Source organism: Streptomyces sp. NBC_00457, assembly GCF_036014015.1.
GTDB lineage: Bacteria > Actinomycetota > Actinomycetes > Streptomycetales > Streptomycetaceae > Streptomyces.
Genome location: NZ_CP107905.1, coordinates 7,874,617 through 7,889,540 on the forward strand (window position 1 = coordinate 7,874,617; position 14,924 = coordinate 7,889,540).

Here is a 14,924-nt window from a genome sequence, read left to right on the forward strand (position 1 = left end):
TCGTGATAGGGGCTCTACTGCAGCCGAGCTGTGACGCACGTCGCACGTACGGGATCAGAAGGCGGGGCGCTCGGGGTCCAGCCGTGCCATGCCCTGAGCCGGAGAGGACGCCTGAGCGAAGTGGCGTCGCGGAATCCGCCCGGCCCGATGAGCCAGCCGCCCCGCCTCCACCCCGCTCCTCATGGCGGCGGCCATCAGCGCCGGCTCCTGCGCCCGCGTCACCGCCGAGGCGAGCATCACACCGGCGCACCCCAGCTCCATCGCCAGCGCCGCGTCCGACGCCGTACCGGCTCCCGCGTCCAGAATCACCGGCACGCGCGCGTGCTCCACGATCAGCTGGAAGTTGTGCGGGTTGCGGATACCGAGTCCGGAGCCGATGGGCGAGCCGAGCGGCATGATCGCGGCACAGCCGGCGTCCTCCAGCTTCCGTGCCAGCACCGGGTCGTCGTTCGTGTACGGCAGCACCGTGAACCCGTCGTCCACCAGCGTCTCGGCCGCCTCCAGCAGCTCGATCGGGTCGGGCAGCAGGGTGCGCTCGTCGGCGATGACCTCCAGTTTCACCAGGTCGGTGCCGAGCGCCGCCCGGGCCAGCCGGGCGGTGAGGACGGCTTCCCCGGCGGTGAAACAGCCCGCCGTGTTCGGCAGCACCCGGATGCCGAGCCGCTCCAGCACCGACAGCACGGAACCGTGCACATCGGGGTTCACCCGCCGCATCGCGACCGTCGTCAGCTCCGTGCCGGAGGCGACGAGTGCCCGCTCCAGGACCTCCAGGCTGGGCGCACCGCCCGTACCCATGATGAGACGGGACGAGAAGGCCGTACCGCCGATGACAAAGGGATCGTCAGCCATGGTCAGCCTCCTTGGACGGCCGTGAGGACTTCGACGCGGTCTCCCTCGAAGAGGGATGTGGCGGACCACTCCGCGCGCGGGACGACGGTTTCGTTCAGGGCGGCGGCCACTCCGGAGGGCGCCGCGGTGAGGGACTTCACAAGGGTGTCGAGGGCGGTGCCGTCGGTGACCTCCCGACGCTCACCGTTGATCCAGACGATCATGCGGGCAGCTCCGTGAGTGCGCCGAAGCGCTTCGGGGTGAAGGGGCGGGCCTCGTCCGGGAGTTCACCGGTGGCCAGCGCGTGGGCCATGGCGTCGCCGGTGACCGGCGTGAGCAGCACGCCGTTGCGGTAGTGGCCGGTGGCCAGCAGGAGGCCGGGGAGGTCCGTCGGGCCGAGCAGCGGCGCGTTGTCGGGGGAGCCGGGGCGCAGTCCGGCCCGGGTCTCCGTCAGCGGCAGCTCGGTGAGGCCGGGGACCAGCTCGTGCGCGTCGCGCAGCAGCTCGTAGACGCCGCCCGCAGTCACCGTCGTGTCCCAGCCCAGCTCCTCGCTGGTCGCGCCGATGACCAGCTCGCCGTTCGCGCGGGGCACCAGGTAGACATGGCTGCCGCGGACCACGGCGCGCACGGTCCGGCTCAGGAACGGCGCGAACCGCTCCGGCACGGTCAGCCGCACCACCTGCCCCTTCACGGGCCGTACAGGCGGCAGTACGTCCTCCGGAACGCCCGCGAGCTGTCCGCTCAGGCTGCCCGCCGCGAGGACGACCTGCCCCGCGCCCACGGTCGTGCCGTCGCGCGTGACGACACCGGCCGCGCGCTCCCGTACGACCGACAGCCGCTCGGCCCAGGTCCGGTGGAAGACCACTCCGGCCCGCTCGCACGCGGCGACCAGCGCACCGGCGAGGCGCCGCGGGTCGATCTGGTGGTCGCCGTCGACGCGCAGCCCGCCGCGCACACCGGGCGCGAGCATCGGCTCCAGACGCCGGCACTCCCGCCCGGACAGCCACTCGGAGTCCAGCCCCGACGCCCGTTGCAGCGCGTGCAGTTCGCGCAGATGGGCGCGGTCGTCGGCGTCCAGGGCGACGGCGAGCGTGCCGCACTGGCGGTAGCCGAGGCCGTGGCCGGTCAGCTCGGTGAGTTCGGCCGCGAAGTCCGGGTAGCGGCGGGCCGAGGCGAGGTTCAGACCGAGCAGGGTCTGCTCGCCGTAGTGCAGTTCCGTGACGGCGGCCAGCATCCCGGCCGCCACCTGCGCGGCTCCGCCGCCCGGCTCGGGATCCACGACGGCCGTGACGAACCCGCGCTGCGCGGCCCGCCACGCCGTCACGAGTCCGATGATTCCGCCCCCGATGACAAGGACGTCTGCGGTGTCGGACGTTGCGTTGTCGGACGTATGCGACATGGGCGTCCAGCCCCTCCCTTCGCCGGCATGACCCGGATCAGGTTCGTACGGTCGGAGGCCGCCAGCCTCCCTCTCAGCCCGGTGCGTCCGGGCTCCCGCGAGTGCTCTACGTTGGCCACCCTAGCCCTCTGCCGTATGTCTCAGTAAGGGAGCCTCCGCCTGTGGCCCGCTCGCTCGACGGTCTCGTCCTCGCCCCGGTTGCCGATCAAGCCCCAGGTCAGGTGGGTACTCGCACCCGGTTCACGTACCACGAGAAGGCCGGCGAGATCTGGGCCGAGTACGCGGGCGGGGACGTCGTACGCGGGCATCTGGTGGGTACCAGGGAAGGTGACCGGTTGGACTTCCGGTACGTGCAGCTCAAGCGGGACGGGACGACGTCGTCGGGTCACTGCGTGTCGACGGTGACCGAGCTTCCCGACGGGCGGGTGCGCCTGGCGGAGACCTGGGAGTGGGAGTCGCAGGCGGGCAGTGGAACCAGCGTTGTGGAGCAGGTCACGGAGCACGCCCCCTGACTGACGGATCGTCAGTTGTCTATGGTGATCAGGTGAGCGAGCAGACGCAGCAACGAGGCACGTCACAGCCGCGGCGCGTGGTCGTGGCAGGTGCGGGCATGGCCGGGGTACAGACGGCCGTCGCCCTGCGGGAACAGGGCTTCACCGGCACCGTGACGCTGATCGGCGCCGAGCCGCACCAGCCGTACGACCGGCCGCCGCTGTCCAAGGCCGTACTGCTCGGCAAGGCCGAGGGCTCCGCCTTCGACGTGGACTTCGAGGCACTCGGCATCGAACTGGAGCTGGGGCGCGAGGTGCTGGGCGTGCGCCCCGCCGAACACGAGCTGGACACCGAGGCCGGGCCTGTCCCGTACGACGTCCTGGTCCTCGCCACCGGTGCGGAACCGATCCCGCTGCCGGGCGCCGAGGGCGTCCCCGGCGTCCATCTGCTGCGCACCCTGGACGACGCCGAGCGGCTGCGGCCGGTGCTCGCCCGGCAGCACGACATCGTGGTCGTCGGCGCGGGCTGGATCGGCGCGGAGTTCGCCACGGCGGCGCGCGAGGCGGGCTGCGCGGTGACCGTCGTGGAGGCCGCCGACCGGCCGCTCGCGGGAGCGCTGCCCGCCGAGGTGGCCGCGCCGATGGCCGCCTGGTACGCCGACACCGGCGCGGTGCTGCGGACGCACGCGCGCGTGGAGCGCGTCGAACCCGGCACGGTCGTCCTCGACGACGGCTCACGGCTGCCCGCTGACGCCGTCGTGGTCGGCATCGGCGCCCGGCCCGCCACCGCCTGGCTCGCCGGTTCGGGCATCAAGCTGGGCAAGCAGGGCGAGGTGGTGGCCGACGACCGGCTGCAGACCTCCGTGCCGGACGTCTACGCGGTCGGCGACTGCGCCTCCTTCCCTTCGGGAAGGTATGGCGAGCGCCTGCTGGTCCACCACTGGGACAACGCCCTCCAGGGGCCGCGTACGGTCGCGGCGAACATCATCGGCGAGGCCCCTGCGGTGTACGACCCGGTCCCGTACTTCTGGTCGGAGCAGTTCGGCCGCTTCGTCCAGTACGCCGGTCACCACGCGTCCGCCGACACGACCCTGTGGCGCGGCGACCCCTCCGGCCCGTCCTGGACGGTGTGCTGGCTCCGCGAGAACCGCCTGGTCGCCCTGCTGGCGGTGGGCCGCCCCAGGGACCTGGCCCAGGGGCGGCGGCTGATCGAGGCGGGCGCGGAGATGAACCCGGTACTGATCTCGGATCCGGCGCGCCCGCTGAAGACGGCGACGGCGTAAGGGGGTTCGTGGTGGGCGCGACGACCGTCATGGCGTAACGCGTTGGCGCAGGTCGGACGGGTCTGGCTTCCGACTGTCAGTCCGGGATGGCACGCTTGTCCCGTGACCGAGATTGACGCAAAGATCGATGCTCTCGTCCCCGCCTGGCTCACCCTGCCCGACATCGCGGAAATGCTCGATGTCGAGGTGACCCGCGTCCGGCAGCTGGTCAAGGACGGCCAGCTCATCGCCGTACGCCGTGGGGAGAACCGCGCGCTGCACGTCCCCGCCGCCTTCATCGACGGGGCCGAGCAGAAGGTGGTCAAGGGCCTGTCCGGGACCCTGACGCTCCTGCGGGACGACGGCTTCACCGACGAAGAGATGCTCGAGTGGCTCTTCACCCCCGACGAGAGCCTGCCCGGCACCCCCGCGCAGGCCCTGAGTGAGAACCGCGGCACGGAGGTGAAGCGCCGCGCCCAGGCGCTCGCCGTCTGAGCACCGCACGCTGACCTGAACACGTCCGGCGTACGGGCCGCGGCCCGCGAAGGCCACGGCCACGGTCCAGTGCGGCCCACAGCGGCCGGCGAGCGGCCCTTGGCCGCTGACGGACACCCGCGACGGCACGCGCGCCGCGGCCCGTACGCCATCGACCATCAACACCGACAAACAGGGGGACACCCATGCCCGACACCGCCGCCGCACTGCGCGACCGGCTCGCCGACGCCCGCGTCTACCTGTGCACGGACGCCCGCAAGAGCCAGGGTGACCTGCCCGAGTTCCTCGACGCGGTCCTGGCGGGCGGTGTCGACATCGTGCAGTTGCGGGACAAGGGCATGGAGGCGGCGGAGGAACTGGAGCACCTCCAGGTCTTCGCCGACGCCTGCGCCCGGCACGGCAAGCTCCTCGCGGTCAACGACCGGGCGGACGTCGCCCACGCCGCCCGCGCCGACGTACTCCATCTCGGCCAGGGCGATCTGCCCGTCCCGGCGGCCCGGGCGATCCTCGGCGACGACGTCCTCATCGGACGCTCGACACACGCCGGGTCCGAGGCGACCGCGGCCGCGGCCCAGGACGGCGTGGACTACTTCTGCACCGGCCCGTGCTGGCCCACCCCCACCAAGCCCGGCCGTCACGCCCCCGGCCTCGACCTGGTCCGCCACACCGCCGCCCTCGGCACCGACCGCCCCTGGTTCGCCATCGGCGGCATCGACCTGGCCAACCTCGACGAGGTGCTGGAAGCGGGCGCCCGCCGGGTCGTCGTCGTGCGGGCCATCACGGAGGCGGCGGATCCGGGGGCCGCGGCGGCGGAGTTCGCGAAGCGGCTGAGGGCGGCGTAGCGCGTAACGCAATGTTTGTCCGATGGGTGGACAGTAAGACGACAAATCGGGCAAACTTCCGGGGTCCGGTTGGGGGACCGACCAGCCCCCACTAACCTGCCCGTATGGCCCTCGGAACCGCATCCACCAGGACTGACCGCGCACGCACCGTGCGTGACATGCTCGCAGCCGGCAAGACGACGTACTCGTTCGAGTTCTACGCGCCGAAGACCCCCAAGGGCGAGCGGAGCCTGTGGAACGCGCTGCGCAGGGTCGAGGCGGTCGCCCCCGACTTCGTGTCGGTGACCTACGGCGCCGGCGGCTCCACGCGCGCGAGCACGGTCAAGGAGACGGAGCAGATCGTCGCCGACACCACCCTCACGCCGGTCGCCCACCTCACCGCGGTCGACCACTCCGTCACCGAGCTGCGCAATGTCATCGGCCAGTTCGCCGCCGCCGGCATCCGCAACATGCTGGCCCTGCGCGGCGACCCGCCCGGCGACCCCATGGGCGACTGGGTACCGCACCCGAAGGGCGTCACCTACGCCGCCGAACTCGTCCAGCTCATCAAGGAATCGGGCGACTTCTGCGTCGGCGTCGCCGCCTTCCCGGAGATGCACCCGCGCTCCGCCGACTGGGACACGGACGTCGCGCACTTCGTCGACAAGTGCCGGGCCGGCGCCGACTACGCGATCACGCAGATGTTCTTCCAGCCGGAGTCGTATCTGCGTCTGCGCGACCGCGTCGAGGCCGCCGGCTGCGCGACCCCGGTCATTCCCGAGGTGATGCCTGTCACCAGCGTCAAGATGCTGCAGCGGTTGCCGCAGCTCAGCAACGCCGCCATCCCGGCCGTTCTGAAAGAGCGGATCCTCACAGCAAAAGACGATCCGGCCGCTGTACGCTCGATCGGGATCGAGTTCGCCACGGAGTTCTGTGCGCGGCTGCTGGCCGAGGGAGTGCCCGGGTTGCACTTCATCACACTCAACAACTCCACGGCGACACTGGAAATCTACGAGAACCTGGGCCTGCACCACCCACCGCAGGCCTAGACCGGCCACACCGGTATACGACACACTGCGTAGCGGCCACTGGGAGAGGGGCGTACATGGGCTGGACGGTCCTCTACATCGCGTTCGGCATCGTCGCGCTGTGGCTGCTCGGCGAGGTGCTGCTGCAGTACAAGGCACGGCTGCGCTGGCGAGTGCTCGCCTTCGTCGGCTTCCTCGGCGTCGTCCTCGGCGTGCTGCTGGCGAACGTGATCGTCATCGGCCTGGGCGCGGCTGCCTTCGCGGTCGGCCAGACCTACGTGACGCTGTCCTTCCGCAGCGGCTTCGCGGCCGGCTGGGCGGTCGCCGGCCGCCCGTCGTTCGGCGCGAGCAAGCGCCGCCGCGGTGAACCGGACCGCCAGGAGCCGACGCTGGAGGTCACCGACCTCCAAGCCGCGGACGGCGGTTACGGCCCCGACAACCTCAAGTACGGCCAGGGCAACGCCGGTTACGGCCAGGACGACGACTACGACCGCGACGACGTCTTCACCCCGGCTCGCGCCGCCGATCCCACGGCCGCCGAGACGACGTCGGTCTACGAGCCCCAGCCCCTGCCGGACGACACTGGTTCCTACGGCATATACACCGACACCTCCTCCTACCCGGCCGGCGCGGACCCGTCGTACGCGGCCGCCGGGCAGACCCAGGACCAGTACGCGGCGGCGGCCCAGGGCGTCGACCAGGCCTACGCGTACGACTACTCGGGTTACGACCAGCAGCAGTACGGCTACGACGCCAATGGCCAGCAGCAGTACGCCGCCTACTCCGACCCGTACATCGGCACCCAGACCTACGACGGCTCCGGGTACGACGCCAACGCCACCTACGGCGGCCAGCAGCAGTACGGCCAGCAGGGCTACGGCCAGGACCAGTACGCCGGCGGCGAGTACGGCTCACAGACCCCGCCCGGCGGTGTGTGGGTCCCGCAGCAGCGCACCGACGAGGCCTACGGCGGCGAACTTCCGCAGGAACAGCCGTATCCGTACCAGGGGGACGGGCAGCAGCAGGGGAACGGGTACGACGAGCAGCAGTACCGGTTCTGAGCCGGCCTCAGCCGGTCCCGCAGTTCCAGCTCACCGCCGGCTCACTGAGAGCCCCGGAAGTCCGGTCCCTCGACGATCAGTCCGGCGACCAGTGCGCCCGACATGCCCGCGTGGGGGAGACCTCCGCCGGGGTGTGACCAACCGCCGACCGTGAACAGCCCGGGTATCGCCGTGCTGTTGGCCGGGTGCAGCATGGTGCCTTCCGCCGCGGCCAGCGCGGGTGCGGGGACGCCACCGCCCTCGGCGCCGGTCTCCTGGCGGGTGTGCTCCGGCGTACGGACCTCGCGCCACAGTGTCCGCTCGCGCAGGCCCGGTATCGCGCGCTCGGCCTCGGTGACCATTCGGTCCGCGAAGGCGTCGGCGGCGCCGGGCGCGGTCCAGTCGTGGTGCGTCAGCGACGGCACCGTGGTGGTGAGCACCACCGCTTCGTGGGCGTCGTCGGGACGCAGCGCCGGGTCGTCCGGCCGGTCGATCCGGACCGTCGGCCGCGCGGGCGGCTCACCGAGCCCGAAGAGGTCCAACTCGCCCTCCCGGTCCGGGGTGTGCACCACCGTGCGGTGCGCGGCCCCCGTCTCCCGCGCTCCGCGCAGTGCCAGGCAGACCACGATCCGGCCGGGGGCCATGCCCTCGGGGTGGGGCTCGATGGCCTCCGGTGGGTACAGCGCGTGCCCGCGCATCAGATCGGCCACGCGCCAGGGGCCGTTTCCGACGACCGTGTCCGCCTCCGCCACGCTCCCGTCGGCGAGCTCCACGCCCGCCGCCCGGCCGTCCTTCTCCACGACCCCGGTGACCTCGGCACCGAAGTGGAACTCGACCCTGCGGGCCAGGCACCGCTCGTACACGGCGCGCGCCAACTCCCGCACACCGCCGCGGACATACCAGGTGCCGAACGCATGCTCCAGGTAAGGCAGCACGGCCGCGCTGGCCGGGGCGACGCGCGGATCCAGGCCGTATGCCAGCGCGTGGCTCTCCAAAAGGGCGGTGAGCCGGGAGTCGCGCAGCTCCCAGGCGGCGATCTCGGCGAGCGTGCCGGCCCGGCGGGTGCGCAGCAGGCGCTTGTGCGGGACCGCCGGGTAGGGTTCGCGCTCGGCCAGCACCGACCAGTTCGGCCACAGGGGCTCCTCCAGGAGCGGCCGGCGCGTGCGGTCCCAGGCCTCGCGGGCCCGGACCAGGAAGTCGCCCCAGCGGGCGCCCGCGCCGGCGCCCAGCGCCTCGTCCAACGCGGCGACGACGCCCGCGCGCGAGGCGTTCGGCAGGGACACCTCGGTGCCGTCCGCGAAGACATGCCGTGCCGTCGGGTCGACCTGGGTCAGCTCGACGCACGCCTCCAGCGGCTCCTTGCCGGTCTTGAGGAACAGATCGCGGTAGACCGCGGGCAGCGGCAGTGTCCCGGGGCCGGTGTCGAAGGCGAACCCGTCGCGCTCGACGCGGCGCACCGCACCGCCGTACGTCTCCGTCCGCTCGTACACCGCCACCCGGTGGCCCGCGACGGCCAGCCGGGCGGCAGCCGCCAGCGCGCCCATCCCGGCGCCGATCACCGCAATTCGTGCCATGCCAGGGACTTTATCGGCCGCCACTGACAATGCCGTCGCGGGAGGTCGGTCGCCCTGGCCAGGTCGGTCGCCTCGGCCCAGGCACCTCCGGCCCGGGCCGGAGGGAGTACCTGGGCCCGCGTGCGCAGGACTGAGTACACGTACCTAGTGAGGGAGATGAGTACGCGCGCGGATGGGGCCCAACCTGCGAGAACGAGAGAGTGGGGGCACGGAAAGGGGCTCGGCTCCGGCACCGGCGACACGGGGCGCCGGAACGGAGCGGGGCCACGATCCGCTCCTTCCGCCGGCCCCGGTCGGCGGGAGCGAGACGGGGGACCCGGGGGAACGACCGAAACGGGGTCCAACGGGGGACACGGGGGACAACGGGGGAGCACGAGGAAGCGCCGGTTCGATGGTGGCCCGCGGGGGACGCGGCCATATCGGACCGGCGCTTTCCATTGCGCCTACCGGCTGCCAGCTACCGCCTTCTGTCGGCGGTCTATTTCCCGCCGCTCACGCGCCCCTGGAGCAGCCGCGAGAGCGCCGCGTGCACATCGTCCAGTGACCGTTCCGGCTGGAAGGCCTGCCAGTCCAGCGCGGCCACCAGGACCATGCCGACCAGCGCGGACGCGGTCAGCGGGATGTCGATCTCGTCGCTGAACTCGCCGCCCTCGATGCCCGCCCGCAGCACGTCCTCGACGACCGCCACGGCCTGCTGCCGTACCACCATCAGGGTGGACTGCCAGGACCGGTTGGTGCGCCACAGCTCGGCCACATACAGCTGGGTGAACGCCGGATAGCGGTCGATGAAGACGAGCCCGGCCCGGATCATCGCGTCCAGGGCGTCGACCCTGCTGCCGCCCTCCCGCGCCGTGCTGTCGGCCGCCTCCCGAAGGGAGGCGGTGAGGAGTCCCACGCCGTGCCGCAGCAACTCCTCGAAGAGGACCGACTTGCTGGCGAAGTTGTAGTAGACCGTGCCCTTCGCGACCCCGGCGCGTTCGGCGATCTCGTCCACGGTGGTGGCGGAGAAGCCCTGCTCGGCGATGAGCGTGACGGCCGCCTCGTAGAGCTTCTGCCGGGTGGCCTCGCGGCGCGTACTGACGCCCGACGTGGCGCTGCTGCGTTCCATGGCCCCGATTCTCACAGGAGCCGGCCCTGACGGAGTCACCGGAGGCCTCACCGCGGGGCTCACAGGGTCAGCTCCGGGTGCAGCCGGTCCAGCGTCCACACCTGGCGGCGGCGGGCCGACAGGGCGGTCAGGGCGAGGGCGCCCGCGGTGAAGGCGGTGAGCACCACGCACGCGTGCCACACCGGTTCCAGTCCGCCGCCCGTGATGAGCCTCCTGAGGGCCTCGACGACGTAACTCATCGGCAGGAACGGGTGGATCGCGTTGAAGAAGCCCGGACTGGTCTGCACGGGGTACGTGCCGCCCGCGGACGTCAACTGGAGCATCAGGAACGCGAGGACGAGAATCCGGCCCGCCGCTCCGAAGCGGGCGTTCAGCCACTGCACGATCGCCGCGAAGCAGGCCGCCACCAGGAACAGGAAGCCCACCGTCCCGGCCGCCCGCGCCATCTCCAGTCCGACCGCCCAGTGCAGCACCGCGACCAGGGCGACGGTCTGGAGCACCCCGATCGCCACCACCGGCAGCCAGCCGGCCAGCGCGATCCGCCAGTCCGAGGCACCGGCGGCGAGCGCACGCCGGTTCATCGGCGTGATCAGCATGTAGGCCACCATCGCGCCCACCCACAGGGACAGCGGGATGAAGTACGGGGCGAAACCGGTGCCGTAGTTGGGCGCCTTGTGCAGGTCCTCGGAGACGAGCCGGACCGGGTCCGCCATCACCTGGGTGCGCCGGTCGCGGTCCCGCGTGCCGTAGTCGGGGATCTGCTCGGCGCCGTCGTGCAGCCCGCCCGCGAGCTTCCCCGAGCCGTCGACGAGCTTGTACATGCCGCCGCTGAGGTCGTCCGCGCCGGTCCTGAGCTCCCCGACGCCCTCGTCCAGATCGGTCGCGCCGGTCTTGGAGGTCCCGAGCCCCGAGTGCAGCTTCTTGGCACCCGCGGCGACCTTAGCGGCGCCCTTGTTGAGATCGTTGATCTTGGTGACGGCGTCGTCGAGATCCTCGGAGAGGTGCGGTGCGCGGTCGGCGAGTGCCTGGGCCTGCTTCTGGAGCGTGGCGAGGTTCTTGTCGAGCTTCTTCAGGTCGCCGTCCTGGTCGGCGATCAGCGTGTTGAGGTCGTCGGCGATCTTCGCCACGTCGGTCGCGGCCTGCTCGGCCTTCTTCAGGTCGGCGCAGGCGGCGTCGGGCAGCACGGCGTCCTCGCAGCGCCTCTTGTGGATGTCGTCCAGCGTCTCGGCGCCCGCGTGGGCACCCTTGGAGGCGACCGGCGCGGCCTTCACCAGGGCGCCGAGGTGGTTGCGGATCACGCCGGACGAGTCGGCGACCAGCCGGGCGGTGTCACCGATGGTCTTCTCGTTGCCCTTCAGGAAGGGCCCGATCTTGGCGTCGACCCCGTTGACCTTGTCGGCGAGTGTCTGCGTGCCCGCCGCGACCTGCTGCGAGCCGTCCTCCAGGTCGCCCGCGCCCTTGGTGAGTTTCGTGAGGCCCTTGGAGAGCTTGCCGCTGCCGTCCTTGGCGTCCTTCAGACCCGCCGCGAGGTCCTTGGAGCCCTTCTCCGCCTTGCCGATGCCGCCCTTGAGTTTGTCGGCCCCGTTCGCCGCCTTGACTGTCTGCCCGTGGATGTCGGAGAACGAGATGAAGATCTTGTCGAGGAAGGACCGCGACGCCTTCGTGGACGCGGCCTGGCGCACCTCGCCGAACACCGTCCGCGAGATCTGCCCGACGATGTAGTTGTTCGCGTCGTTCGTGCGCACTTGAAGCGCGCCCGTCTCGGGCGACTCGCCCGCACTGGAGGCGATACGGGCACTGAAGTCGGCGGGCATGGTCAACGACAGGTAGTACGTGCCGTCCTCGACCCCCGCCCGGGCCTCGTCGGCACTCACCTCGCGCCAGTCGAAGACCTTGCTGTCGCGCAGCCCCTCCGTGATGTCCTCGCCCGCGGTGAGCTTCTTGCCGTCGGCCGTCGCCCCCTTGTCGTCGTTCACGAGCGCCACCGGGATCCGGTCCAGACGGCCGTACGGATCCCAGAACGACCACAGGTACAGCGCGCCGTACAGCAGCGGCAGCAGCAGGAGCGCGACCAGCGCCGCGCGCGGCAACTTCCCCCTGCCGAACCGCCGCAGTTCAAGCGCGGCCAGTCGTGGCGAGCGCATCGGCTTCCCCCTCCTCGCGTGTGGTCACCATGAGCACGTCTTCCGGGGCCTGACTGCACACCGCCACCACCGTCGTCCCCGACGCGGCGAGGGACCGCAGCAGCCCCCAGACTTCCTCCCGCTCGGCGTCCGACAGCTTGAGATCGACGTCGTCGACGCCGAGCAGCCGCGGGCGCCCGATGAGGGCAAGGGCCAGGGACAGCCGCAGCGCCTCCAGCCGGTCCAGATCGCGTACGGCCGTCCGGGCGCCCTTGGGCAGGGCCTCCCGGTCCAGTCCTACGGCGGCCAGGGCGGCGTCGATCCGCAGCCGGGCCTCGGCGATCCGAGCCGCCCGGGGTTGGGTCAGAGCACGCAGCGAGTCACCGAACCGGCGCTGCAGCAGCGCCCGTTCGCGCAGGTGCTCCCCGACGGTCAGGGCCGGGTCGAGGTCGGTGACACCGGGGACGTGCGCCAGCGCGCTGACCCGGCGTACCGCCGCCATCCGCTTCGGCAGCCCCAACTCGCCGACCCCGGCCACCCCTTCCGTGGCCTTCATCCGTCCGGTGAGTGCGAGCAGCAGGCAGGTGCGCCCGGACCCGGACGGTCCCTCGACCGCGACGAGCGAGCCGGGCTCCGCCTCGAAGGAGACCCCGCGGAAAGCCCAGCCGCGGGGCCCCTCGAGGCCGAAGTCCCGGGCCATGACAGCGAGTCCGCCCATGGCTCCCCCCAACTTCGGTAATTGAACTGACTGGTCAGTGCAAAAGTTAGCCCGAACTGTCGATCGAAGCAAAAGCCCAGGTCAGAACGGATTGTCAGTGCCATACCTCACGATGGGCACATACGGCACCTCATAGCGTGCCGACCACAGACGACAGGAGGTTCGTCATGGCCAGCTATCACGCAGCAGCCGCCCGCCGGCGCCGCGCCTCCGGCCCTGCCCCCTCACTGACCGGCCCGGCGAGCGACGTGCACCCCGTACTGCGCCGGGCCACGGCCCCGCCCGCCGCCCTCGACCTGCTCGCCCAGGCCCGTGCCGGACTGGACGAGGCCGCCGTTCTGGAAACGCCGAACGAGCGCTATGCGACCGCCCACCTCGCGGCGCTGCGCACCGCCGCAGCCGTGCTCGCCGCCCGTGGGCGCCCGGAGCCCACCTCGCGACGCCGGGCCCGCATCAGGAGCGCATGGGAAGTGCTCCCCGAAATCGCGCCCGAGCTCACCGAATGGAGCGCCCTGTTCGCCTCCGGAGCCCGGCGCCGTGCCCGGGCCGAGGCAGGCATCCAGGGCGCGGCCACCCGCCGCGACGCCGACGACCTGATACGCGACGTGGGGATGTTCCTCCGCCTGGTCGAGCGGATGCTGGTCCTCCAGCCGGTCCTCCCACAGCCACGCCAGGACGGAGACCAGCCGGAGGAGGAAGCGCGCGCCGAGTCACGGGACATGCCGGACGCGGGCTGACAGGGGGCTCCTGTCCGGGCGGGCCAGAGTTGAGCAGACGGGATTCTGCCCGGGCGGGACACAGCACAGCGCGGAAACCGCACGGCGCGGGAACAGCATGGCGTGCCCCGGAGCCCCGGAGCCTGGCGCTCAGCGCGACGCGATGCCGCGCACCGAAGTGACCAGGTGCGGTGCCGGAGGCAATAGGGTGGAGGGCGCCTGACGCCTTCCTTCGCCCGTTGCCGGGACCGGGGAGGCAGCCCGTTCGCTCCGCCGCGTGAGGCGGTGCCGCGCCGAGGAGTCAACTGCCGTGTCGGACCCGATGCGCCCGCCCGTCTCCCACCGCCCCGAATCGACGCCGCTGCGCTCCGACCCCTCTCGCCCCCGTGGCTCGCTCCGTACCGCGGTGGTCTGGGAGGTCCTCCAGGACGCCCTTGACCGCCGGGTGAAGGCCACGGGCCGTCAGGTGCTGGACGTCCTCGACACCGGCGGCGGCAGCGGCAATTTCGCGGTGCCCGTGGCACGCCTCGGCCACCGTGTCACCGTCGTCGACCCCAGCCCGAACGCGCTGTTCGCCCTGGAGCGCCGCGCCGCCGAAGCCGGCGTCGCCGACCGTGTGCAGGGCGTCCAGGGCGACGTCCACGGCCTCTTCGACGTGGTCGAGCGGGGCGGCTACGACGTCGTGCTGTGCCACGGAGTCCTGGAGTACGTGGACGACCCGGCCGAGGGCGTCCGCAACGCCGTGGCCGCCCTGCGCCCCGACGGCGTCCTGAGCCTGCTCGCCGCCGGCCTCGGCGGCGCCGTGCTCGCGCGGGCGCTCGCCGGGCACTTCAAGGAAGCCCGACAGGCCCTCGACGACCCCGACGGCCGCTGGGGCGCCGGCGACCCCATGCCGCGCCGCTTCACTGTGAACCAGCTCACCGATCTGGTCGAGGCCGCGGGCCTGAGCGTGGGCGCCGTGCACGGCGTACGCGTCTTCGCCGACCTCGTCCCCGGCGCGCTCGTGGACACCGAGCCCGGTGCCCTGGACGCGCTGCTCAGGCTGGAGGCGGCCGCCGCCGAGCTCCCGGCGTTCCACTCCGTGGCCACGCAGCTTCATGTGCTCGGTGAGACCCGGGGTGCGCTCGAGGCCTGAGCCATCTCCCGTGGTGAGGCGCTGATCAGGGACTTGGCTGCACATGGAGTACGCCACAGGCCCCCCGATCGGGCGCTCTGCGCCGTATGATCGAGGGAGACCGCCCGGCATGACGGGTCGGCTCCTGGGGAATGGAAGTCTCAGTGGGCCGGGACGTCCATGGCGGATTCCGGTTGCCAATTGGCG

The 14,924-nt window shown here is 72.1% G+C and carries 15 protein-coding genes and 1 riboswitch; of the genes, 8 read left to right on the plus strand and 7 right to left on the minus strand.

The features are described from left to right. Positions 1-54: 54 nt before the first annotated feature. The 3 genes from OG828_RS35955 to thiO all read right to left on the minus strand — a co-directional run bounded on the left by OG828_RS35955 (position 55) and on the right by thiO (position 2,227). Positions 55-849, minus strand: a complete 795-nt coding sequence (locus OG828_RS35955; protein ID WP_328503525.1) for a thiazole synthase — start codon at positions 847-849, stop codon at positions 55-57. A 2-nt stretch (positions 850-851) separates the two neighbouring features. Beyond that, entirely contained in the window at positions 852-1,052 is a 201-nt protein-coding gene (gene thiS / locus OG828_RS35960) for a sulfur carrier protein ThiS (protein WP_328366203.1), read from the minus strand. Then, positions 1,049-2,227: a glycine oxidase ThiO gene (gene thiO, locus OG828_RS35965; RefSeq protein WP_328366206.1), complete on the minus strand. Its 1,179-nt coding sequence runs from the start codon at positions 2,225-2,227 to the stop codon at positions 1,049-1,051. The genes thiS and thiO overlap by 4 nt, the downstream gene beginning before the upstream one ends. Then, a riboswitch (TPP riboswitch) is annotated at positions 2,225-2,336 on the minus strand. Its footprint overlaps the gene before it by 3 nt. A gap of 52 nt (positions 2,337-2,388) precedes the next feature. Between thiO and OG828_RS35970 the strand changes: the two genes are divergently transcribed. The 6 genes from OG828_RS35970 (at position 2,389) to OG828_RS35995 (ending at position 7,385) form a co-directional block, all read left to right on the plus strand. Then, the gene (locus OG828_RS35970; protein WP_210576149.1) at positions 2,389-2,739 is read left to right on the plus strand and encodes a hypothetical protein; all 351 of its coding nucleotides are present in this window, start codon (positions 2,389-2,391) and stop codon (positions 2,737-2,739) included. A gap of 32 nt (positions 2,740-2,771) precedes the next feature. Further along, entirely contained in the window at positions 2,772-4,001 is a 1,230-nt protein-coding gene (locus tag OG828_RS35975) for an NAD(P)/FAD-dependent oxidoreductase (RefSeq protein WP_328503526.1), read from the plus strand. Between the two features lie 102 nt (positions 4,002-4,103). Continuing rightward, entirely contained in the window at positions 4,104-4,475 is a 372-nt protein-coding gene (locus tag OG828_RS35980; RefSeq protein WP_058925820.1) for an Rv2175c family DNA-binding protein, read from the plus strand. Between the two features lie 185 nt (positions 4,476-4,660). Further along, positions 4,661-5,317: a thiamine phosphate synthase gene (gene thiE, locus OG828_RS35985; RefSeq protein ID WP_328503527.1), complete on the plus strand. Its 657-nt coding sequence runs from the start codon at positions 4,661-4,663 to the stop codon at positions 5,315-5,317. Positions 5,318-5,421: 104 nt separating this feature from the next. Continuing rightward, positions 5,422-6,345, plus strand: a complete 924-nt coding sequence (gene metF / locus OG828_RS35990; protein WP_328366223.1) for a methylenetetrahydrofolate reductase [NAD(P)H] — start codon at positions 5,422-5,424, stop codon at positions 6,343-6,345. 56 nt (positions 6,346-6,401) lie between these two features. Beyond that, the gene (locus OG828_RS35995; protein ID WP_328503528.1) at positions 6,402-7,385 is read left to right on the plus strand and encodes an SCO2102 family sporulation regulator; all 984 of its coding nucleotides are present in this window, start codon (positions 6,402-6,404) and stop codon (positions 7,383-7,385) included. A gap of 41 nt (positions 7,386-7,426) precedes the next feature. Here the strand turns inward: OG828_RS35995 and OG828_RS36000 are convergent, their stop codons facing one another. The 4 genes from OG828_RS36000 to OG828_RS36015 form a co-directional block, all read right to left on the minus strand. Next, positions 7,427-8,938 (minus strand): phytoene desaturase family protein, encoded by a 1,512-nt coding sequence (locus OG828_RS36000; RefSeq protein WP_328503529.1) that lies wholly within the window; start codon positions 8,936-8,938, stop codon positions 7,427-7,429. A 478-nt stretch (positions 8,939-9,416) separates the two neighbouring features. After that, positions 9,417-10,046: a TetR/AcrR family transcriptional regulator gene (locus OG828_RS36005; RefSeq protein WP_328366232.1), complete on the minus strand. Its 630-nt coding sequence runs from the start codon at positions 10,044-10,046 to the stop codon at positions 9,417-9,419. Positions 10,047-10,105: 59 nt separating this feature from the next. Further along, on the minus strand, positions 10,106-12,190 hold the full coding sequence (locus tag OG828_RS36010) for a YhgE/Pip domain-containing protein (protein WP_328503530.1): 2,085 nt from the start codon (positions 12,188-12,190) through the stop codon (positions 10,106-10,108). Further along, entirely contained in the window at positions 12,162-12,887 is a 726-nt protein-coding gene (locus OG828_RS36015; RefSeq protein WP_328503531.1) for an ATP-binding cassette domain-containing protein, read from the minus strand. The genes OG828_RS36010 and OG828_RS36015 overlap by 29 nt, the downstream gene beginning before the upstream one ends. Before the next feature lie 167 nt (positions 12,888-13,054). On the opposite strand from OG828_RS36015, the gene OG828_RS36020 reads away from it, so the two are divergent. Both OG828_RS36020 and OG828_RS36025 read left to right on the plus strand, forming a co-directional pair. Beyond that, a complete protein-coding gene (locus tag OG828_RS36020) occupies positions 13,055-13,624 on the plus strand; it encodes an SAV_6107 family HEPN domain-containing protein (RefSeq protein WP_328503532.1) in 570 nt (189 codons plus the stop codon). 289 nt (positions 13,625-13,913) lie between these two features. Beyond that, the gene (locus OG828_RS36025; protein ID WP_328441115.1) at positions 13,914-14,738 is read left to right on the plus strand and encodes a methyltransferase; all 825 of its coding nucleotides are present in this window, start codon (positions 13,914-13,916) and stop codon (positions 14,736-14,738) included. Positions 14,739-14,924 lie beyond the last annotated feature (186 nt).

Coding starts and splice junctions, on each gene's coding strand:
- metF (WP_328366223.1), top strand. CDS start 5,422: ATGGCCCTCGGAACCGCATCCACCAGGACTGACCGCGCACGCACCGTG.
- OG828_RS36020 (WP_328503532.1), top strand. CDS start 13,055: ATGGCCAGCTATCACGCAGCAGCCGCCCGCCGGCGCCGCGCCTCCGGC.
- thiE (WP_328503527.1), top strand. CDS start 4,661: ATGCCCGACACCGCCGCCGCACTGCGCGACCGGCTCGCCGACGCCCGC.
- OG828_RS36000 (WP_328503529.1), bottom strand. CDS start 8,938: ATGGCACGAATTGCGGTGATCGGCGCCGGGATGGGCGCGCTGGCGGCT.
- OG828_RS36005 (WP_328366232.1), bottom strand. CDS start 10,046: ATGGAACGCAGCAGCGCCACGTCGGGCGTCAGTACGCGCCGCGAGGCC.
- thiO (WP_328366206.1), bottom strand. CDS start 2,227: ATGTCGCATACGTCCGACAACGCAACGTCCGACACCGCAGACGTCCTT.
- OG828_RS35955 (WP_328503525.1), bottom strand. CDS start 849: ATGGCTGACGATCCCTTTGTCATCGGCGGTACGGCCTTCTCGTCCCGT.
- OG828_RS36015 (WP_328503531.1), bottom strand. CDS start 12,887: ATGGGCGGACTCGCTGTCATGGCCCGGGACTTCGGCCTCGAGGGGCCC.
- OG828_RS36010 (WP_328503530.1), bottom strand. CDS start 12,190: ATGCGCTCGCCACGACTGGCCGCGCTTGAACTGCGGCGGTTCGGCAGG.
- OG828_RS35995 (WP_328503528.1), top strand. CDS start 6,402: ATGGGCTGGACGGTCCTCTACATCGCGTTCGGCATCGTCGCGCTGTGG.
- thiS (WP_328366203.1), bottom strand. CDS start 1,052: ATGATCGTCTGGATCAACGGTGAGCGTCGGGAGGTCACCGACGGCACC.